17 protein-coding genes are annotated in these 21,170 nt (G+C 44.8%); 12 read left to right on the forward strand and 5 right to left on the reverse strand.

Annotated elements, in window-relative coordinates; all coding sequences use genetic code 11:
• On the reverse strand, positions 1–2,169 hold the full coding sequence (glgX, locus tag FEM55_RS06345) for a glycogen debranching protein GlgX (protein ID WP_138280433.1): 2,169 nt from the start codon (positions 2,167–2,169) through the stop codon (positions 1–3).
• Between the two features lie 187 nt (positions 2,170–2,356).
• Between glgX and FEM55_RS06350 the strand changes: the two genes are divergently transcribed.
• From FEM55_RS06350 to FEM55_RS06385, 8 genes are all read left to right on the forward strand, one after another.
• Positions 2,357–2,575 carry a hypothetical protein gene (locus FEM55_RS06350; protein ID WP_138280434.1) on the forward strand — a complete coding sequence of 73 codons (219 nt, stop codon included), beginning with the start codon at positions 2,357–2,359 and terminating at the stop codon, positions 2,573–2,575.
• Positions 2,576–2,594: 19 nt separating this feature from the next.
• A complete protein-coding gene (locus FEM55_RS06355) occupies positions 2,595–2,864 on the forward strand; it encodes a hypothetical protein (protein WP_229209108.1) in 270 nt (89 codons plus the stop codon).
• Positions 2,865–3,127: 263 nt separating this feature from the next.
• Positions 3,128–4,711 (forward strand): hybrid sensor histidine kinase/response regulator, encoded by a 1,584-nt coding sequence (locus FEM55_RS06360; protein WP_138280435.1) that lies wholly within the window; start codon positions 3,128–3,130, stop codon positions 4,709–4,711.
• 30 nt (positions 4,712–4,741) lie between these two features.
• Complete coding sequence (locus FEM55_RS06365; RefSeq protein ID WP_138280436.1) at positions 4,742–8,350, forward strand: response regulator; 3,609 nt, start codon at positions 4,742–4,744, stop codon at positions 8,348–8,350.
• 162 nt (positions 8,351–8,512) lie between these two features.
• Positions 8,513–8,878, forward strand: coding sequence for a response regulator (locus FEM55_RS06370; protein WP_138280437.1), 366 nt, complete (start codon positions 8,513–8,515; stop codon positions 8,876–8,878).
• A gap of 9 nt (positions 8,879–8,887) precedes the next feature.
• A complete protein-coding gene (locus tag FEM55_RS06375; RefSeq protein WP_138280438.1) occupies positions 8,888–9,697 on the forward strand; it encodes a CheR family methyltransferase in 810 nt (269 codons plus the stop codon).
• Positions 9,679–10,260 (forward strand): chemotaxis protein CheB, encoded by a 582-nt coding sequence (locus FEM55_RS06380; protein WP_138280439.1) that lies wholly within the window; start codon positions 9,679–9,681, stop codon positions 10,258–10,260. The genes FEM55_RS06375 and FEM55_RS06380 overlap by 19 nt, the downstream gene beginning before the upstream one ends.
• A gap of 123 nt (positions 10,261–10,383) precedes the next feature.
• Complete coding sequence (locus FEM55_RS06385; protein ID WP_138280440.1) at positions 10,384–10,764, forward strand: DUF983 domain-containing protein; 381 nt, start codon at positions 10,384–10,386, stop codon at positions 10,762–10,764.
• Positions 10,765–10,856: 92 nt separating this feature from the next.
• Here the strand turns inward: FEM55_RS06385 and FEM55_RS06390 are convergent, their stop codons facing one another.
• The 3 genes from FEM55_RS06390 to FEM55_RS06400 all read right to left on the reverse strand — a co-directional run bounded on the left by FEM55_RS06390 (position 10,857) and on the right by FEM55_RS06400 (position 15,151).
• Positions 10,857–12,092: an amine oxidase gene (locus FEM55_RS06390; protein ID WP_212748297.1), complete on the reverse strand. Its 1,236-nt coding sequence runs from the start codon at positions 12,090–12,092 to the stop codon at positions 10,857–10,859.
• A gap of 34 nt (positions 12,093–12,126) precedes the next feature.
• Positions 12,127–13,371: a glycosyltransferase family 1 protein gene (locus FEM55_RS06395; RefSeq protein ID WP_138280441.1), complete on the reverse strand. Its 1,245-nt coding sequence runs from the start codon at positions 13,369–13,371 to the stop codon at positions 12,127–12,129.
• 376 nt (positions 13,372–13,747) lie between these two features.
• Positions 13,748–15,151, reverse strand: coding sequence for a glycoside hydrolase family 140 protein (locus FEM55_RS06400; RefSeq protein WP_138280442.1), 1,404 nt, complete (start codon positions 15,149–15,151; stop codon positions 13,748–13,750).
• Positions 15,152–15,429: 278 nt separating this feature from the next.
• Between FEM55_RS06400 and FEM55_RS06405 the strand changes: the two genes are divergently transcribed.
• The 3 genes from FEM55_RS06405 to FEM55_RS06415 are packed head-to-tail and all read left to right on the forward strand — an operon-like array spanning position 15,430 to position 19,986.
• Positions 15,430–17,427 carry a heavy metal translocating P-type ATPase gene (locus tag FEM55_RS06405; RefSeq protein ID WP_138280443.1) on the forward strand — a complete coding sequence of 666 codons (1,998 nt, stop codon included), beginning with the start codon at positions 15,430–15,432 and terminating at the stop codon, positions 17,425–17,427.
• Between the two features lie 22 nt (positions 17,428–17,449).
• Entirely contained in the window at positions 17,450–17,782 is a 333-nt protein-coding gene (locus FEM55_RS06410) for a DUF6660 family protein (RefSeq protein ID WP_138280444.1), read from the forward strand.
• Between the two features lie 35 nt (positions 17,783–17,817).
• Positions 17,818–19,986: a TonB-dependent receptor gene (locus FEM55_RS06415; protein ID WP_138280445.1), complete on the forward strand. Its 2,169-nt coding sequence runs from the start codon at positions 17,818–17,820 to the stop codon at positions 19,984–19,986.
• 340 nt (positions 19,987–20,326) lie between these two features.
• On the opposite strand, the gene FEM55_RS06420 is transcribed toward FEM55_RS06415, so the two are convergent.
• Complete coding sequence (locus tag FEM55_RS06420; RefSeq protein ID WP_138280446.1) at positions 20,327–20,605, reverse strand: hypothetical protein; 279 nt, start codon at positions 20,603–20,605, stop codon at positions 20,327–20,329.
• Positions 20,606–20,810: 205 nt separating this feature from the next.
• On the opposite strand from FEM55_RS06420, the gene FEM55_RS06425 reads away from it, so the two are divergent.
• Positions 20,811–21,164, forward strand: a complete 354-nt coding sequence (locus FEM55_RS06425) for a helix-turn-helix domain-containing protein (protein ID WP_138280447.1) — start codon at positions 20,811–20,813, stop codon at positions 21,162–21,164.
• Positions 21,165–21,170 lie beyond the last annotated feature (6 nt).

Here is a 21,170-nt window from a genome sequence, read left to right on the forward strand (position 1 = left end):
TTAAAACAAGATATTTTTAAAAACCATAACGGATCTGCTGTCAACGGTCACTTCTGCACCTGCATGAAATACCGGCCCGTTCTCATCGATTGTTCCTTCACTGGTATCAATCACTTTATGCCATTCCTGACCGTATTTTTCAGGAGGCAAAACATACGTAACGGGTTCGTAATGCGCATTGAAAACCAGATAGAAATTGTCATCGTAAATAGGTTCACCTTTTTTATTTACGTGGCGGATTCCTTTGCCGTTCAGGTAAATTCCAAGCGATTTGGCATAATCATGGTTCCAGTTTTCGTCGGGCATCTCTGTACCTTCAGGCAGAAACCAGGCGATGTCTTCGAGTCCGACTCCTTTGATCGGCAAACCTCTGAACCAGTCTTTACGCCGGAACGAACGGTGTGCTTTACTGAATGCAACCAGTTTCTGTGAAAACTCAAGTAGTTTCGTATCCACATGTTCCCAGTTAAGCCACGAAATCTCATTATCCTGGCAGTAAGCATTGTTATTTCCTTGCTGGGTACGTCCCCATTCGTCACCGGCGACAAGCATCGGAACGCCTTGGGACAAGAAAAGTGTAGTCAGGAAATTTCGTTTCTGCTTGTTTCTCAGTTCAATAATTCCGGGATCGTCCGTCGGGCCTTCCACGCCGCAGTTCCATGAACGGTTATGACTGTCGCCATCCATATTGTTTTCGCCATTTGCAATGTTACGCTTTTCATTATACGAAACCAGATCATTAAGGGTAAATCCGTCATGTGCCGTAATGAAATTGATACTTGCCGTCGGGCGTCTGTATTCCCCTTTGTAAAGATCTGAGCTTCCTGTAAAGCGTTCTGCAAATTCGGCAAGCATGCTGTCTGCTCCGCGCCAGAAATCCCGCATACAATCGCGGTACAGTCCGTTCCATTCCGCCCAGCCGATCGGGAATTTACCGACCTGGTATCCGTTATGGCCAACGTCCCACGGTTCGGCAATCAGTTTTACCTGCGAAATAATCGGGTCCTGATGTATAATATCGAAGAAAGCACTCAGTCGGTCCACTTCATGTAGCTCTCTGGCCAGCGTGGATGCAAGGTCAAAACGGAATCCGTCCACATGCATTTCCGTGATCCAGTAACGCAGACTGTCCATAATCAGGCGCAGAACGCTCGGAAGCCTTGCATTGAGCGTGTTTCCGGTACCGGTATAATCCATGTAATAGCGTCCGTCCAAAAGCCGGTAATAGGATGCATTGTCAACACCTTTGAACGAAAGTGTCGGGCCCATGTGGTTTCCTTCACCGGTATGGTTGTAAACTACATCCAAAATAACTTCAATTCCGGCCTTGTGAAGTTCTTTCACCATGTTTTTAAATTCCAGCACCTGATCGCCGTGTGTTCCGGAACTGCTGTAGCGTACATCCGGCGAGAAAAAGCCGATGGAATTGTATCCCCAGTAATTGGTAAGTTCGCGTTCTTTCAGATGGCGGTCTGCAATGAAATGATGCACCGGCATCAGCTCAACGGCATTTACACCCAGATTCTTAAGATATGCAATCGTGGCCGGATGGCCCATGGCTGCGTAAGAACCTCTGATTTCTTCGGGTATTTCCGGGTTCAGGTACGTAAAACCTTTTACATGGGTTTCATAAATGATGGTGTCATGGTACGGAATATTGGGCGACTGTACACCTTCCCAGTCAAATTCCGGGTCCACAACAACCGATTTTGGAATATAAGGTGCACTGTCCAGTTTACTGTAACTCAGATCTTCGTTCTCATCTCCGATGACATAGCCAAAAAGCGCATCGTGCCACTGGATTGTTCCCGAAATGGCTTTTGCATACGGATCAATCAATAATTTATTCGGGTTAAAGCGGTGGCCTTGTTCGGGTTCAAACGACCCGTGTACGCGGTAACCGTACAATTGTCCGGGTTTGAGGCCCGGCACATAAACATGCCATACGTGATGCGAGACTTCCCCAATTTCAATTTTAATATTCTCAGACAGGCTTTCCGGGCTATCAAACAGACACAAATCCACGCCAGTCGCATTTTCTGAATACAAGGCAAAGTTCACTCCGATACCGTCATATGTTGCGCCTAAGGGGTAAGGTTGCCCGGGGTAAACAATTACATTGTCCAGTACGGATTGGTCAACTACTTTCTTGTTAGAAATTTTTCTCATTTTATATCATTTTAATCCCAAAAAAACGATTTCGACAACGTGTCTAAATCTGCTTTTCCAAATAGCTTGCTCACTTTAATCATGAGCGAAAATTCTTTGAGTACACCTTTTGCTATAAAATTATGCCAACGGTCGGAAAAGATCGCAGGGAAGAAATTCCACAATCACCTAACAACTAATTGGAAAAATGAATCAGGAAATACAGGAAGCACTCAAATTGTTCAGAGTAGCCAATCCGCTCATGCTGTCGCACTTGCCCGAATGCACTGAAGATGATTACCATAATGCAACGGAATTACTTGCAGAACACGGACTGGCAAATGTCCACAAATCCGAGATTACACTTAAAAACAGAACCGCAAGCCTTACAGAAGAAGGAGAACAAGCCTTGCAGTCCATGAACTAGCCACATAACCCCATTTCACATGCCCGTTCCAACCAACCTTTCAGAAGATCTTCTTTCGGAAATGTACCTGTTTCTTGAAGAAGTAAGTGAAGTCAACGAAGATACCGAATATAATCCTTCCAAAGAATATCTTGTCAAGGCCATCCAGCAACTTGTCAGGGAAAAAGGACTTACTTCCATTGATGAGGATTTTGAAACGCCTTTCGTTCATCCGATGATCACGATCCAGAAATGGGTGGAGGAGTTAAAAACCGCTGTCAAAGAAACTTTACTGAAAAACCCGCATTAATCAGGCACAATGCAGCATCCGCTAAAATGCCCTGGATCGATGTTTTTTGGTATGGTTTTTATGGAATTTTGAATGGTTCCAAATAGATTCGGAACGGAAATATCCTGGTTTCAAGAAATCGAATTTACTGCACCTGGTTAGCAAGGTTCATACGGGCTGGGCAAATTTTGCATTTTACTTAGTATGAAAGCTCCGGGATTTGCTACTTTCGCACTTTATCGCAGTCATCGATTTCAAGAAATTAGCATTTTTACCAACAATTTATGATTCTGATTGTCGACGACAGGCCGGAAAACATTCTTCCTTTAAAAAAGATACTTGAACTGCACCAATTCAAAACGGATAGTGCAGGTTCAGGTGAAGAAGCATTAAAAAAGATCCTGAACCAAAGCTACTCCGTAATCATCATGGATGTGCAGATGCCCGGTATGGACGGGTTTGAAGTAGCAGAAGCCATTTCAGGGTTCAGCAAGGCAAAAGACACACCGATCATTTTTCTATCAGCGGTAAATAAGGAGAAGAAATTCATTACAAAGGGCTATTCCTCAGGCGGTATCGACTACCTTACAAAACCGGTTGATCCCGATATCCTGCTGCTGAAAGTCAAAACGTTCAACAAGCTTTTCCAGCAGCAGCAGGAACTTAAGGCCATCCAGCATTCGCTTCAGAATGAAATCGAGATCCGTAAAAATGCGCAGGAAGAACTTGCATTCCGGATGCATGAACTGCGTTTTATACTGGAATCCCTGCCCCAGATTGCGTTTACCGTCAACGTGGAAGGCAATATTGATTTTGTGAACGAACATTGGTTTCAATTTTCGTCCCTGGCCAGCGTATTTCCTGAAATGCACCCCGAAGACTATTTCACAGAACGTTGGTCTGAGCACTTTGCTGCCGGACAGGAATTTACACGTGAAGCCAGACTTAAGGCCCTTGAATCTGCCGAATACAAATATTTCTTGCTTAAAATCATTCCGATTGTCCAGAATGGAGCCATTGTGCGGTGGGTGGGAACATTCACCGATATTCATGAACAGAAAATGGCGAACGAACTGCTGGAACACAAAGTGGAATTGCGTACGCGCGAGCTGCTGGACAAAAATACCGAACTGGAAACCACCAATCATGAACTTCAGCAGTTTGCATGGGTCGTGTCCCACGACCTTAAAGAACCGCTCAGGAAAATTCAGACGTTTAACCATCTGATCAAGGAAAAATTTCTGACCGGGAATGAAGAAGCCATTTCTCTCCTGAACCGCTCGATCAACTCCTCGGCAAGAATGTCGCGGCTGATCACCGATCTGCTGGAATATTCCAGGCTTTCTGTTAAAGCAAACTTTCAACAAACTGACCTTAACTTCCTGATTGAAGAGATTTTACTGGACTTTGATGAAGTTATTGAAGAGAAAAATGCATTGGTTCAGGTTCATCCGTTACCTATTATAGATACCATTCCGAGCCAGATCAGACAAGTATTTCAAAACCTGATCGGCAATGCCCTTAAGTTTTCCAAACCGGGAACGCCACCCTTGATCACGATCTCGTCGGAATTCATTGAATTCAAAGAAATGGCCGGGCCTGCGGTAACAAACGGAAATTTCTGCCGGATTGTCATCGCCGATAACGGGATCGGGTTTGATGAAAAATTTCTGGACCGGATATTTGTGATCTTTCAGCGGCTTAACAACATCAGCACATACGAAGGGACCGGCATCGGACTTGCGATTGCAAAGAAAATTATGGAGAAACACAACGGTCTGATTTCTGCCCGAAGCATGGAAAACGAAGGTTCACAGTTTATCCTCGTACTGCCGCTGGTTCAGGAAAATGACATCACCGAACCTTAAATCAAATTGAAATTCAGCATTACAGTACCTATGACAAAAACCTCTAATTCAATCATACAGCAATTACGGATTGTATTTTCCTTTTCCGTCCTGCTTTTGTTTTTCAGCCTTCTGGCATCGTATTACAGCACACAGAAACTGATCAATAATTCCCGGCTGGTAAATCATACAAACGAGGTACTGATTGAAGCAGAAAGCATTATTTCGCATATGAAGGACGCAGAAACCGGCCAGCGTGGATTTCTGATCACGTCCGATCCGGCATTTCTTGATCCTTACAAAGGGGCCTACGAAAAAACCACCGACAGCTATAACAACCTGCAGGAACTGACTTCCGAAAATCCTGTACAGCTTAAAAACCTGCGTGAAGTAAAAGCGCTGTACGAGGCCAAATTCGGCCAGATGCAGTACATCATTGATCAGGCCAGAAAAAATTCTTCTTACGTCGATGATACCGATGCGCGTTTAAGGGAAATGCTGAAAGGAAAGAAACTGATGGATGACCTCCGGTTAATGATTGACAGGATCAAAAAGGAGGAAAACCAGATTTTACAGAACAGACTGGAACAACAGCAGATTTACATTACATACACGCCGGTTCTGTTGATCATTGCCGCTCTGATTTCCATACTGATTACCTTCTTTGCCTATATCCGTATTAAAAACGATATGGATAAACGCATTGCCATTCAGAAAGTTGAAGAGGAAAAATACAGGGAAACGCAAAAAAGGATCGCGCATATTGAACAGATTACCCAGGAAGTTTCAGCCGGGAATTACGATGCAAAAAGCCTGGATGAAAATGAGGACGAGCTGGGACGGATCTCCTTGGCGCTGAATTCCATGACGGAATCGCTGAAAGTGACTTTTGATGATCTTAACCGCCAAAACTGGTTACAGAAAGGCACTGTAAGCATCAGCGATGCGATCCGTGGTGAAAGAGTACTTAAAAAGCTGGCTGCCAATCTGATGAAAACAATCACGGATTATGCCGGTGCGCAGATCGGAACCATTTACATTGTAGAAAACACCTGGAACTATAAACTTACCGGTTCGTACGCCATACAGCATGCACCTGAAAACCTGAAAACAGGCGAAGGGCTTGCCGGACAAGTGATTGAAAGCAAAAAACCGCTTTTTTTACAGCATATTCCGGAAGATTATCTGAAAGTGACTTCCACACTCGGAGAAACAAAGCCCGCTGCCATTGCTATTCTGCCGCTGACTTATGCTTACGAATGCATCGGGATTATTGAACTTGGCTTCCTGGAAAAGCCTGAACCGATTGTGGTTAAATTCCTGGAAGACAATCTTGAATCCATGGCAACCGGAATCAACTCAGCGCTGGATTATCTGAAACTGCAGAACTTCCTGGAAGAAACGCAGACACAGGCCGAAGAACTTCAGACGCAGCACAATGAACTTGAAAATCTGAATGCGGAACTGGAGGCGCAATCGCAAAAACTGCAGGCTTCCGAAGAAGAACTCCGCGTGCAGCAGGAAGAACTTCAGCAAACCAATGAAGAACTGGAAGAAAGAAGCGGGCTCCTCGAAGAAAAGAATTTTGAAATCCAGAAAAAAGCCGAAGAACTTGAACTTACAACCCGCTATAAATCGGAGTTCCTGGCCAATATGTCGCATGAACTCCGTACACCGCTGAATTCCATTTTGCTTCTGAGCAGATTGCTGGCAGAAAACAACGATGAAAACCTGAACGACGAACAGATCGAGTATGCAACCGTCATCCAGTCTTCGGGCAACGGACTGCTCGGTCTGATTGATGAAATTCTGGATCTTTCCAAGATTGAGGCGGGCAAAATGGATCTTGAATATGCCAGGATTTCGGTCAGCGATATCAGTACGGATATGAACGCCTTGTTTGCTCCGGTAGCAAAGCAGAAAGGGCTTGATTTCAGAATCAACATTGCATCCGGAGTTCCGCAGGTCATTGAAACGGACAAAATGCGTCTGGAGCAGATCCTTAAAAATCTGATTTCCAATGCACTTAAATTCACTTCAACCGGATTTGTAAAGGTTAACATGCAGCTCAGGGAAGACGATCAAGGCATACTCTGTATTTCTGTAACCGATTCGGGAATCGGCGTTGCACCCGAAAAACAGCAACACATCTTTGAAGCTTTCCAACAGGCAGACGGTTCTACCAAAAGAAAATATGGCGGCACCGGACTGGGCTTGTCCATCAGCCGCGAACTTGTAAAACTGCTTGGCGGTGAAATCACCCTGACCAGCGCTGTGAACGAAGGCAGCGAATTTGCCCTTTGCATTCCGCTTGAAAGAAGGGATGAAACGGAAGAATCGGTACCTGAAAAAACCACTTTCCCGATCAGCCACAAAGACGAACCGCAAACCAAAATAATACCGGACTTTCACGCACAGTTCAGAAGCTTGGTTATTCCGCCTGACATTGCAGACGACCGGGACCAAATTGAAGAAAATGACAAAGTAATCCTGATCATTGAGGACGATACGGTTTTTGCCAAATCCTTGCTTGAATACACCCGCAGGCACAAGTACAAAGGCATCGTATCGGTAAGAGGCGATGAGGGGCTTTTACTTGCCGAGAAGTTCAGGCCGATGGGTATTCTGCTGGACATACAGCTGCCGGTTATGAGCGGATGGGAAGTAATGGACAAGTTGAAGGAAAACCTAAATACGCGGCATATTCCCGTTCATATCATGTCGTCACACCGCATGAAAAATGAAAGTCTGATGAAAGGTGCAGTCGATTTCATTGACAAGCCCGTTGCACTGGACAAAATGCAGGAAGTATTTAAAAAGATTGAATACATCATCAGCCGGAAGACGAGTAAAGTACTGATTGTGGAAGACAATTCCATGCATGCCAAGGCACTTGCGTATTTTCTGGGAACTTTCAATATCAACTCCGAACTGAAAAGCAATATCAATGAAGGTGTACAGGCGCTGAAAAACAACGAAGTGGACTGCGTGATCCTGGATATGGGCATTCCCGACAAGAAAGCTTACGATATGCTGGAAGAAGCCAAAAAGAATCCGGGGCTTGAAAATATTCCCATCATCATTTTTACCGGTAAAAGCCTTTCCATGCCGGAAGAACTCAGGATCAAACAATATGCAGATTCCATAATTGTCAAGACAGCTCACTCCTATCAGCGCATGCTGGATGAAGTTTCGCTGTTCCTGCATGTGGTGGAAGAAAATAAAATTAATTCCAAAAAAGCCAATGAACAGAAAAAGCTGGGCGGACTTAGTGAAATCCTGAGTAATAAAACGGTTCTGATCGCAGATGACGATGTCAGAAATATTTTCTCGCTGACCAAATCGCTGGAAAATTACAAGATGAACGTCATTACTGCACTGGACGGAAAAGAGGCTTTGCAGAAACTGAAAGAAAATCCCGCAGTAGATGTGGTGCTGCTGGATATGATGATGCCGCAAATGGACGGTTATGAAACGGCCAAACGCATCCGTGAGAATTTCCAGTGGCGCAACCTGCCGGTTATTGCCGTTACTGCCAAGGCCATGACGGGCGACAGGGAAAAATGCATCAATGCCGGCGCTTCTGATTATATTACCAAACCGGTGGATATCGATCAGCTGATTTCCCTGTTACGGGTATGGCTTTATGAAAAGTATTAAACCAAGGCAATTGCCGGAAAAAGGAAAAATGAACAGCTTGAATAATTTTGTTTACTGAACATTATTCCAAAAAGCCAAAAGCTAATAGCTAACAGCTAACAGCCAACAGCTGCATAAACCAATTTATATACAACGAAAACTTGCGGAAACGAAGCCGACGGTATGGGTAAAAAAAGAATACTGATAATTGATGATGATGCAAGAAACATTTTTGCCCTTAAAGCTACTTTAAAAGCAAAATCGTATGACTGCTTTTCCTGTACAGGTGCTCCCGAAGCACTGGAACTACTGCGTACAAACGAAACAGTTGACGCCATTCTGATTGATATGATGATGCCTGAAATGGATGGTTATGAAGCCATTCCATTGATTAAAGGCATGGAGGGCCGGAAAAATATACCTGTATTTGCAGTCACTGCACAGGCAATGGTCGGAGATCGGGAAAAGTGTCTCCAGGCCGGTGCAGACGGATATATCTCAAAACCGATTGATGTGGAAAAACTTTTACAGCTGCTTGGCGATATATAACTGTGCATAATGATTGAAGATGAAGATATAGCTATTTTGCTAAACGACTTGTTCGATATTTACGGATATGATTTTACGCGCTATTCCAAGGCATCGCTGAAAAGACGTATCATCAGGCTGTGTGCGCTGGATAAAATTCCGAGTTATGCCGAACTTCGTTACAGGGTCAGAACGGATGAAACGTACTTCAAACGCTTTGTGGAAGAAATTACGGTGAACGTTACCGAAATGTTCCGTGATCCTTCTTTTTACAAATCCCTGCGGGAAGATATCCTACCGGTGCTGGGAACCAAGCCATTTATCCGTATATGGCACGCGGGTTGTTCCACCGGTGAAGAAGTTTATTCCATGGCTATTCTGCTGAAAGAAGCAAACCTGCTACGGAAATCTCTTTTGTACGCTACGGACCTGAATCCCAGTGTATTGGAAAAGGTACGAAAAGGAATTTTTCCGTTGAACCAGATGAAGCAATACTCTGAAAGCTATATTGCATCAGGCGGCATTCATGATTTTTCAATGTACTATACAGCCCATTACGGACAGGCAAAATTCGATAAGGAACTGGCTGAAAAAATCATTATTTCCACGCACAACCTTGTTTCCGACAGTTCATTCAATGAATTTGACCTGATCCTCTGCAGAAATGTGCTGATCTACTTTGACAAGGAATTGCAGGACAGGGTTTTAAAGCTTTTTGATGAAAGCCTCGGAACGTTGGGCTACCTTGCACTCGGCACAAAAGAAACTCTCAAATTTTCAGCTGTCCAGAGCAAGTTCAGGCAGCTGAACCGCGAAAAAATATGGAAGAAAATCATTTAAAAAATTCTTGCAGGGCTCTGCTGATCGGCGGCTCAGCCGGAAGTCTGCAGGTATTGTTCAACCTGTTTCCGGCCATAAAGCCTGACTTTACTTTTGCTGTTATCATTGTACTTCACCGCCGTAATTCCGGAGATTCTGCGCTTTCCGAACTGCTTTCCACCAAAACGCTTGCCCATACACTGGAAGCCGAGGACAAGGACCCCATCCTTCCCGGCAAATTTTATCTTGCTCCGGCTGACTACCATTTGCTGATTGAAAAAAACGGTACCTTTTCGCTCGATTATTCCGAGAAAGTCAATTTCAGCCGTCCGAGCATTGATGTTACGTTTGAATCGGCTGCCGAAATCTATGGCCCTTCGCTCGTCGGAATGCTGCTTTCCGGCGCTAATGAAGACGGAACCAAAGGACTTTTAACAATCAAGAAAATGGGCGGAAAAACAGTCGTGCAAAATCCGGAAACGGCTCAGATGCCGTTTATGCCGCAGCATGCCATCAGTCATCATGCTGCCGATTATATTTATAATATCATTGAAATGGCTGATTTTATAAATAACCTCAGGTAAAATTTATACACGATTGCCAGCATTACGGCAACAAGGCACATCTTTTTTATATATTAAAGACTTCTCTGGAATGATCCGTTGCTTTTCAGAGGTTTTCACCATCAGTCATTAATTATCAGCGATATGTCCAGGCATAGCAAATTGTACAGTGTGTTTTTCAACAAATGCCCAAGATGCGGGATTGGCGATTTCTTTGTTACCAAAAATGCCTATAATCTGAAAAACTTTGATAAAATGCACAAGCGCTGTCCGCATTGCAATGAAAACCTTGTTCCTGAACCGGGATTTTATCAGGGTGCATTATATATGAGCTACTCGTTTTATGTAGCTTTTATGGTCATTTACTTTCTGATCTTTGTCAATTTTTTTGAAAAGTACATCGATTATTTTCTGATCAGCATCATACCGATCCTGATTATTCTCACGCCTTATTTCTATCGTCTCGCACGCAGGGCATGGCTTGCACTTTTTATAAAGCCTTCGTCCAACGAACTATCATCCTGAAAGAATACAGTTCAAAAAGCAGAAAATGCGATGGATACATTCCGGATCTAGCCGGCCTGTACCTATCGCATTTTCTGCTTTATACTTTGTGTTTATACCAGACTGGCTTCCTGTTCTGCGGTAACAACTTCCGGATTTTTCCTTATATAAACGAATTTGTTGCTGCCTGCATTTTCAACCATTTTTTCTATCTGGATTTGTCCTTTCCGCAAAGCATTTGCAGAAGGCTCGTGCAGGATACGTACGGAAATATCACCCGACGGATCCGTATCCCATATTCCTGAATGATGCCAGTGATGAAGATGATCCCAGTCCGGACGGTCAATAATCGGGTAATAGCATACGCCCCAGAGCGGAACACCATCCTGAATCAGCTTGCTGGTTTCATCCGCAACCATTTTGATCCACAGCGGTCTGTCTTCCAGCGGATGACTGGTTTCAGTCAGTACTACCGGAACGTCATACCGTACATGCGCCTCTTTCATCAGCTCCGACAAAGATCTCATACGCGCATCCAGATGTTTATCATTCCAGCCTAAAACCTGATGCGAACCGGCAACCCACTGATTATCATAATAAAAGTTGAAGCCCAGCATATCCAAGCAATCCGGACTTCCGCCCAGCTCGGGACAAATTCTGCCGCACAGCATGTCCACAGACTGATACTGCAGTTCGTGCTCCCACCGTGCTTTATCTATTTGTTCCCGTGTTGCGTTCAATGGCGGAACAACATTGATTAAAGGCTCTGTAGTCATAATCCGTATACTCGGATCAAAAGCTTTCAATGCTTTTACCCCGGCAATGTATGCACGCATCAGGCCATACTTGACTTCCCAGCCGTTGTGCCTGCAATACGGAGCAGTAGCGGCAGCGTCGCCGCCAAGCCAGGATATAAAGCTGACTTCATTGATCGGCGTAACAATCAGTGTCTGTTCCGGGGCAATATCGTTGTAAAAAGCAGCAAATGCTTCACAAAGTGCTACAAATCGGCGTGTGAAATGCGGATGCAGCGGACTCAGGTCGTCCGGATAACCGAAATGGCATATGTCCCAGACTTGCTGTATTCCGCATGCTTTTCCGGCCAGAATCATTTTCTTTACGTCAGAAAAATCATACTGATAGGGTTCGTATTCTACCTTGCTCCATCTTATTCCCTCACGAACAGTATTGATGTTCAGTGTTTTCAATAATTCATAATCCTCATGGATCAACTTGAAATGCACTGTTTCATTTAATAAATCCACTCTGTTGCCATAAAAATTGAGCTGATCAGTACACTCAAATCCGCCCATCCAGAATGATTTAAATGGATTTTCTATAATTGTCATAAGGGTTTTTTATACCAGGAATATCTTGGCTGATTTATGAATTTTTAAGTAAGTTCTGCATGTTACCCTGTACTTTTGAAACACTGCTTCTTGGCATGGTCACTACTTTCTTGTTTTTAAATGTGGTAGTCATATAATCCACCATATCCGCGCAAGTCAGATCCCATGAATTTGTCAGCAGAAAGCGGTCTACTTCCGTTAACCAGTTTACTTTATCTTCCAGAGCAAGCCAGTTTTCGATTGCAGCAATAAATTCCTCTTCATTATGCGCAATGGTAACCAGTTTGTTTTTCTCGTAAGGATTGATCACATCACGGATGGCTGTGGAAACAACAGGCTTTCCGGCACACAGGTATTCCGGTGTTTTGGTCGGGCTGATAAAGCGGGTCGATTCATTCAGCATGAAGGGAACCATCGCAACGTCCCATCCGGACAAGTACTGCGGAAGCTCGTCATACGATTTTGAACCCAGATAATGAATATTCGGATTTCTGGGCAGTGCACCCGGATCAATTTTCACAACCGGTCCGATCAGGATGATGTTCCAGTCAGGTCTTGCATCGGCAACGGCCCGGATCAGGTTAATATCAAAACGTTCATCAATAACGCCGTAAAAACCGATTTTCGGACCTGCAATGCATGCCTGGTCAGCTGGCTCCGACTTCTGCTTGCGCGCTTTGCCGAAATGCTTTTTATCTATACTGCTTGGAAACGGGTGAATATTGGAATGTAGATGTTTTTTATGCTCATACAAGGAATGGCCGCCTGTAAAAACGATATCGGCATTGTTGATAAGATCTTTTTCCAGGGTTTTAAGTTCTTCCGGTGCAAATTTGAAAGCGGATAACTCGTCCATACAATCATAAACCATCAGGCCAGGTGTAATATGACTGGAGAACTGAAGAGCCATCGGCGTATAATACCAGAAAATGAATTCTTCCGCATTTTTGTTGATAAAGAAAACTTTAAGCAATTCTTTCAACTGCAGGTTTATTTCTTCTTTGCTCAGTCCGTGGGAAAGATGCGGCACACACACCCAAAGGTCGGGAAGACGCTGGGAAAAGGTTAGATACGGAATATCCGTAGATCCGAAAATCGGCTCTTCCAGAAAATAGACCGCTGAAATGTCTGAAAACCGGGTCAATAAATGTTGTGGACGTTGGTATACGAAATCCCACCGCAGATGCGAAAAGCACAACAGGTTTTTTGGTAACGACTCCAGACTGGTCTGGTCGTCTAAAGATAAATGATCACTGGTTGCGATGTTTGAAAAACCCATATGTATATATTTCGTGAAAGTGAAACAGCTTTATACTGAATTTTAAATTCAGACAGAATTTGTAAAAAACAATTATGCCAGATTATTAAATGCTTAATTTATCCTCCGGCGCAGCAAAAATCACACTAAATCCACAGCCTGCTTGCTGAACAGGTACTGGTTTGTAGATTGGTTTACACAATTAAACGAGTTCGACTGATTTTATGGCGCAGTATGACTTGTTTCAGGATTGTGCATCCGGTCAGAAATATTTTTTATCCGGAATCATAACGAAAAACGCAGCTGTATATACGCAATATAGAATTTGTTTAGATAACATATATAATTTATAAATTGAAAAGTAGTAATTATTCTATACCATCGCCTTTTCGGAACTTTATTCCCGGTCATTTTCGAAATGATAGCCTTTGGATGCATCGTCGAGCACCAGTATCCAGTCTTTTCCATATCCGGAAGTCGGCGGCTTGAAAAGGTGACGACCTGTATTTGGAAATTTACCGATCAGACTGCTTTTTCCGGTTCTCGGATCAAACCAGTATGCATTCAGCTCTTTTCCTGTGATTTTTCCTGTATTCACATGGAACGGCTTACCCGCAGCGGTATAAATAAACGCATAATCCTTGCCATGGGTGGCTTGTATCCGCTCTGCCGATGCCAGGTTACTTTCCTCAACAAGGGATTGATCGGGAATCCGGTCGAGCAACGGCCTTGATTCCATCAGCTTTCTTACAAAAGTCATCTGTTTTGCACCCGGCAGATCCAGCGCCTCTTTCCAGGTAAAGTGCGGCCCGTTCACCGGTTCCTTGCCTGTATCAAACATCTGCCATACCGCATGGCAGCCGTATGTATGCCCGAAAGCGCCTGCAAAAAGATCAAGATAGGCAAATTTTCTCACATCATAAGCATTGGAAATGCCCAGATCCGCGGCATTGAAGCATACCGGATGGTCTTCATAGATTGGTTCTGAATCAATTACAGGCTTTGCGGGTTTGCGGTTGTAAACAAAAGAAACTTTGTCATATGTAATTTCGTCACGGCAATGGCCATCCTGCAGCATATTGAAGTCCAGCCATTCATCCTGATGAAACCAGTTGGAAGAACCTCCCATTTGAACGCCATTCGGCTGGGGATGGAAACTCATCAGTGCATGGCTGTTGCCGCCGGCTCCTCTGGCAATTCCTTCCGCCATTTGCCTCCACACTTTTACATCGTCCGAATCCTTGCGCGGCGTACGGTCGCCGCCCAGCACCCAGACTACATTTTCACGGTTCTGATACCGCTTTCCGATCCACGCTCCGTAAGCGGCGGCATTGCTTACATTAAAAATTTCCGGGCCTTTTCCCCACGTATCTTTATTCAGCTTGTCGCCCCATGTTGGCAGCAGCGCGATAACAATTCCATACTCAGCCGCTTTATCTATAATGTAATCCACATGCCTGAAATAGGCTTCGTTCGGTTTTGCAGGGTCATTGTCTGTCAAAGGCCGGTCGCCAAGTGCATTCGGCGTGTTCAATCCGTCGAGTTCGGCAAGTGCAACGGCCTGCACTACCGTGAACCCCTGTTCAGAACGTTGTTTCAGGTATGCGTCTGCTTCCTCTTTATTCAGCCGGTGAAAAAGCTCCCAGGCTGTATCGCCCAGCCAGAAAAATGGTTTTCCGTCCTGATGTACAAGGTAACGCTGATTTTCCGCAACTTTCAGGCGTCCGTTTGCGAATGGCTTTTGTGCATTTACAGACAGGCAGCACAAAAGCAGGCCTGCTGTCAAAAACTGCTTTTTCATCTACATAATGATTATTTAAAACCAAAAGGCAAAAACAAGCCGGATTTACCATTTTGCAAACAATCATAATGGCATTCCTTGCACAATACCGGTACCGACGAAAAAAGCTAAACGGCTGGCTCCTACCTTCGAAACGCATGCAACAACATTGCAAAATACTGATATTCAGTACTTGTAACCCTGTTGCACACGTTTAGCAGCTATCTTTGTTCAGGTTCCGGCAACGGCAGTCCATATTTATATTTACAACATACCGGTTGCAGCAATGTGATTAAAAGATGATAACTCACCGTAACAAGCCTGTAAAACACCATCATGAAGACGAATGCTGTTCATCGGATGTACCCGCCGGTAACGGGCAGGAACACAAGCATGATGATCATGACCACGATCATGGCGATCACAGCCATGGCGGCGGCGGAGATTCCGGTATACTGAAAAGCCGCTGGATGCTCTGGCTGAGCCTGTTGATCCTTGCCGTTTACCTCATCACCACTTTTTTGTTCGGAATAGCCATCAACCGCATGGCGGAAGTGAGCATGATGCTTGCTGCCTATGTGCTTGCCGGCAACAAAACCATTGCCATCGCATTCAGAAAAGCAGCACGCGGCGATTTTTTTAATGAATTTACTTTGATGACTATTGCAACGCTGGGCGCTTTTTACATCGGGGAATTTAGTGAAGGCGTGGCGGTGATGATCTTTTATGAAATCGGAGAGCTTTTTCAGGATTTGGCCGTAAGCCGTTCCAAACGTTCCATAAAAGCTTTGCTCGACATTCGCCCCGAAGCCGTAACGGTAATCCGGGACGGTAAAGATCAACCGGTAGCGCCGGGTTCGGTTCAGATCGGGGAAACGATTGTGGTGAAAGCCGGAGAAAAAGTAGCGCTTGACGGCATTCTGAAATCCGCAGCGGGCACATTCAATACCGCCGCACTCACTGGCGAATCCAGGCCCGATGACAAGGAACAGAACGAGCAGGTTCTTGCCGGCATGATCAATATGTCCAAAACGGTTCAGATTGAGGTAAAAACGTTGTTCAAGGATTCCAAGCTGTCGCGCATTCTGGAAATGGTTCAGGATGCAACGGCCCGCAAGGCTCCTACGCAGCTGCTGATCAGCAGGCTTGCCAAAATTTATACGCCGGTTGTTTTTCTGCTGGCCGTTCTGATTATCCTTCTGCCGTACTTTTTTGTTGCTGATTATAACTTTAATCAATGGCTTTACCGAGGTATGGTGTTTCTGGTCATTGCCTGTCCGTGTGCACTGACGGTTTCCATTCCGCTGGGCTATTTTGGCGGAATCGGCCTGGCTTCCCGGAACGGGATCCTGATCAAAGGCGCTAATTTCCTTGATGTAATCACCCGAATCGATACGCTGGTTTCGGATAAAACCGGTACGCTGACCAAAGGTGTTTTCAAGGTTCAAAAGGTACAGACTGCCCTGGATGAAAAAGATTTTCTCACTGCGGCGGCATCGCTGGAAAGTTACTCCACACACCCCGTTGCGAAAGCCGTTGTACAGCACGCCGGCTCTCTGAATCTGCAGAAACCTGAAGATGTGGAAGAAATTTCCGGGCACGGACTGAAAGGAATAGTCAATGGCAAAACCGTACTCGCAGGAAATCTGAAACTGCTTGACAAATTCTCCATCCCCTATCCCGAAGAACTTAATGAAGTTGCCGAAACCATCGTAGCCGTTGCCGTCGGTCATTCCTATGCAGGTTATCTGACCATTGCGGATGAAATTAAAGACGATGCGGCTGAAACAGTTGCGAGCCTTAAAAAACTGGGCATTGAAACCATCATGCTTTCCGGTGACAAGCAGGCCGTTGTTTCGCATGTCGGCGAGCAGTTGCATATAAATAAAGTTTACGGCAACCTGCTTCCCGAAGACAAGGTAACGGTTGTCCAGAAACTGAAAGACGAAGGAAGACGAATAGCATTTGCCGGCGACGGCGTAAACGATGCGCCGGTAATAGCGCTCGCGGATGTGGGCATTGCCATGGGCGCGCTGGGCTCCGATGCCACCATTGAAACCGCGGATATTGTGATTCAAAATGATCAGCCTTCCAAAATTTTGTCTGCGATCAGAGCGGGGAAAGTTACAAAACAGGTTGTTTATCAGAATATTGGTCTGGCAATGGGAATCAAAATCGTTGTGATGCTGCTTGGCGCAGGCGGAATTGCCACGCTTTGGGAAGCGGTTTTTGCAGATGTTGGCGTAGCTTTGTTCGCGATTCTGAACGCTTTCAGGATCCAGGGAAAAAAAATTTAACAAACATACGGCTCAATATCGCTTGAAAAATCTGATTGTCATATTGTCTGTTTACATGCTTTTGCTTTCGCTGCTTCCATGCGGCGATCCGGCGGAATGCAAGGATGAAAAACAGGCTGTTGCTTTCAGTTCAAACACGCATGCCGATCATGACAATCATTCTGAAAATTGTCCGCCATTTTGCAGCTGCACCTGCTGCGGACAGTTTCTGAGTATTTTTACTGCCCATTCCTTTCTGGTAAAAACGGTTGCTTTGCCTGCTATGGGCAAAGCTTTTTATCAGGACTTTTACTCCGGCCTTATACCTTCTGCAATCTGGCAGCCGCCGCAAACAGACTTAAATCTCACCGTCTGAACATTTAAAAGTTTTCACAAGATTTAATTTCCACAATGCAAAAATCCATATTGCTTGTGCTGGCCATGCTATACGCATGTTTTTCGCAGGCACAAAATACGTTATCCGTTGTCATCAAGGACAAGCAAACTGATATGCCGCTTCCCGGCGCTACGATAAAAATCAAGGAAAGCACATCGGGTTCTGTTACGGACGAAAACGGATTTGCTGCCATCTCAGGAATTCAGAATGAAGCGGTAATCATAGAAAGCTCGTTTATCGGTTACCGTAAACGGACGGATGAAATCCGTTTTCCAATGGCCGATACGCTCACTATACGGCTTGAAAGCGATGCCGAGGAAATGGGAGAAGTCGTGATTTCCTCCACACGAAGTTCCAGAACCATTCAGGATATTCCCACGCGTGTGGAATTCATTGCCGGAGAAGAACTGGACGAAAAAGCGAACATGAAGCCCGGCGATATCCGCATGGTCCTGAGTGAAAGTACCGGCATACAAGTGCAGACGACTTCGGCGACCAGCGCGAATGCAAGCATCCGGATTCAGGGTCTGGACGGACGGTATACGCAGATTCTTAAAGACGGATTTCCGCTTTATTCCGGAGCTTCCAGCGGATTGGGATTGCTTCAGATTCCGCCGCTTGACCTGAAACAGGTTGAAGTTATCAAAGGCTCCGCTTCAACGCTTTACGGCGGTGGCGCCATTGCCGGACTTGTCAATCTGATTTCAAAAACGCCCGGAAAAGAACGGGAACTGCGTTTTCATCTGAACGGCACGAGTGCGGGCGGGTTTGATGCCAACGGCTTTTACTCCAAGAAATTCGGTAAAACAGGACTGACGCTTTTTGCTTCACATAACCGCAACGCACCGTACGATCCCGCCGGCATTGACCTTACGGCCATTCCGAAATTCCAGCGTTTTACGTTCAATCCGAAGCTGTTTTTTTACCCGACCGAAAATACAACCGTCAGTTTAGGCGTCAATACGACGCTTGAAGACCGTACCGGCGGAGACATCCATTTTATCAAAGGTCAACAGGAAAACGGCCATACCTATTTTGAAAAGAACAAAACCGGCAGAATAAGTACGCAGTTTGTGCTGGACCATATCTTTGGAAAGCACGAGCATTTTATTGTAAAAAACAGTCTGAGTTACTTCAACCGAAAGCTGACAACGCCTGGTTACCAGTTCAACGGCACGCAATATGCCTCATTTACAGAAGCTTCCTATGCCAATCACGGCGACAAAATGGAATGGATTGCCGGCGCCAATCTCTGGACGGACCAGTTCCGGGAAAAAGCCTTTCCGGGAACTTCAAACCGGGATTACTCACTGAATACGTTTGGCGCATTTGTACAAAATACGCTGAAAGCAGCAAAATGGCTGCATATTGAAAGCGGCGTCCGCGCTGATTATATCATGGATTACGGATTTGCATTTCTGCCGAGGGTTTCCGCACTTTTCAAATTCGGTCCGGCATTCACTTCGCGTTTGGGCGGCGGGATTGGCTACAAAGCACCGACTATTTTCACGGAAGAAAGTGAACGCATTCAATATCAGGGCGTTTTGCCGGTCAATAAAAACACAAATAGCCTGGAACACAGTTATGGCGGCAACTGGGACGTTAATTATCAGACTTCCATTTTTGACGAGCGTCTTTCTGTTAGCATCAATCATCTGTTTTTTTATACGTATCTGACCAAACCGCTGATCCTGAAAAATACAGGCTCCGGTTTATATCAGTTCAGAAATATTGACGGCCATATCGATACGCGCGGAACCGAAACAAACATCAAGCTCGGCTATGCAGATTTTAAACTTTTTCTGGGCTATACTTTTACAAATTCCAGAATCAGCGAAAGCGGACTGCACCGGGAAAATTACCTGAATTCGCGGCACCGGATCAATTCCGTCCTCTTTTATGAAGTGGAAGAAAAATGGAAAGCAGGGCTGGAAGCCTATTATTTCAGCAAGCAGGAACTCAGCGACGGCAAAACCGGCAAGGAATACGTCATTCTGGGATTTATGGCTGAGCGTTTGTGGGAACGCTTTTCGGTTTATATCAACTTCGAGAACTTTCTGGATGCAAGGCAAACACGTTTTGACACGATTTATACTGGCTCCGTCACCAATCCTTTTTTCCGCGACATTTACGCGCCGCTGGACGGATTTGTTTTCAACGGCGGCATCAAAATCAGATTGTAAAAACGCAACTTTTGCATTCCTATCGCTTTCAAGCCATTAAACTCATTCGCAGAAATGCACTCAAAACAATGAAACAAGAAGAATGATCATGTTGAGTAAATCAGGAATTTCAAACTTGGAATTACTGCAGCAAAAGCAAAATCCAAAAAACATTATGACAAAAAATGACAACTTCATGACGTTAATTTCAACACCAAAAAGTAACAACCCCATGACAACTCCATGACGTTCCTTTAAACAACCGGAATTAACTACTTCATGACAACCTCATGACCATAATCTGACAACAAGTAACTGCGCTATCCAGAAAGAATCAGCGCAGTTCCAAATTCTCTTTTCCTTAAACAACCGGATTCGAAGTGATTCCGGCCATTTTTTCCAGCGCAAGGGTCACCCTTTCGATGCGGTCTACATTTCCCCTGCTGTGATCCGAAACCGCCTGTGCCACTGACGTAAGGTAATCGCTTCCGCGCTTGGTGTTAAAGAACGGGTCATTTGCGGCGAGTACGCCACGCCAGTTTTTCCCGACAACATTTCTTGCCCTTATAAACCGTTGCAAAAGGCGTTGTTTAATAGTCAGTCTTCCGAACTCTGCGACTCTTGATTGTAGTTCTTCCATCGAAATTTAGTTGTGTGTATAAAAAAATTAAATTATTCAAAACTCATGCTGCATTAAACAAGGACTTCTGAACGGCAACAATAGACGCCAGGCTTTTTGCTGCAAGATGATAGTTTTGTAATTTGCGTATTACGAAAAACACTATATACAAAAGTATAGTTTTATGAACATAAAGTCAAGTAATTTTATACTTTAAACTAAAAAAATGAGTACAGTTGGTAAAAGAATCAAAAAATGCAGGGAAAATTGTAATTTAAGTCAGGAGCAGCTGGCAGCCATTATGGAGAAAGCAGGCAAAGCGACGATCTCCAACTGGGAAACGGGCAGGAACGAACCGACCCTTACGGAGTTCAAAAAACTGGCGGAAGTGTTAAAAACAACCGTTTCCCACCTGATCGGCGAAACACCGATGTTTGAAGAACCCAGAGAAAATTACGTTCTGGTAAAAAAGGACGATCTGATCGAGCTGCAGCGAAAAGCACTGGAAAGAGAATCCGAAAGAAACCGGGAACTCAAAGAACTGCTTGAAAATTCCAAAAAGACGGATCAGCAGGAATAAAATCCC

It is taken from the genome of Dyadobacter sediminis (assembly GCF_005860765.1).
GTDB lineage: Bacteria > Bacteroidota > Bacteroidia > Cytophagales > Spirosomataceae > Dyadobacter > Dyadobacter sediminis.

Coding starts and splice junctions, on each gene's coding strand:
- FEM55_RS06360 (WP_138280435.1), top strand. CDS start 3,128: ATGATTCTGATTGTCGACGACAGGCCGGAAAACATTCTTCCTTTAAAA.
- FEM55_RS06365 (WP_138280436.1), top strand. CDS start 4,742: ATGACAAAAACCTCTAATTCAATCATACAGCAATTACGGATTGTATTT.
- FEM55_RS06395 (WP_138280441.1), bottom strand. CDS start 13,371: ATGGGTTTTTCAAACATCGCAACCAGTGATCATTTATCTTTAGACGAC.
- FEM55_RS06355 (WP_229209108.1), top strand. CDS start 2,595: ATGCCCGTTCCAACCAACCTTTCAGAAGATCTTCTTTCGGAAATGTAC.
- FEM55_RS06420 (WP_138280446.1), bottom strand. CDS start 20,605: ATGGAAGAACTACAATCAAGAGTCGCAGAGTTCGGAAGACTGACTATT.
- FEM55_RS06370 (WP_138280437.1), top strand. CDS start 8,513: ATGGGTAAAAAAAGAATACTGATAATTGATGATGATGCAAGAAACATT.
- FEM55_RS06375 (WP_138280438.1), top strand. CDS start 8,888: ATGATTGAAGATGAAGATATAGCTATTTTGCTAAACGACTTGTTCGAT.
- FEM55_RS06405 (WP_138280443.1), top strand. CDS start 15,430: ATGATAACTCACCGTAACAAGCCTGTAAAACACCATCATGAAGACGAA.
- FEM55_RS06415 (WP_138280445.1), top strand. CDS start 17,818: ATGCAAAAATCCATATTGCTTGTGCTGGCCATGCTATACGCATGTTTT.
- FEM55_RS06385 (WP_138280440.1), top strand. CDS start 10,384: ATGTCCAGGCATAGCAAATTGTACAGTGTGTTTTTCAACAAATGCCCA.
- FEM55_RS06425 (WP_138280447.1), top strand. CDS start 20,811: ATGAGTACAGTTGGTAAAAGAATCAAAAAATGCAGGGAAAATTGTAAT.
- glgX (WP_138280433.1), bottom strand. CDS start 2,169: ATGAGAAAAATTTCTAACAAGAAAGTAGTTGACCAATCCGTACTGGAC.
- FEM55_RS06350 (WP_138280434.1), top strand. CDS start 2,357: ATGAATCAGGAAATACAGGAAGCACTCAAATTGTTCAGAGTAGCCAAT.
- FEM55_RS06400 (WP_138280442.1), bottom strand. CDS start 15,151: ATGAAAAAGCAGTTTTTGACAGCAGGCCTGCTTTTGTGCTGCCTGTCT.
- FEM55_RS06380 (WP_138280439.1), top strand. CDS start 9,679: ATGGAAGAAAATCATTTAAAAAATTCTTGCAGGGCTCTGCTGATCGGC.
- FEM55_RS06390 (WP_212748297.1), bottom strand. CDS start 12,092: ATGACAATTATAGAAAATCCATTTAAATCATTCTGGATGGGCGGATTT.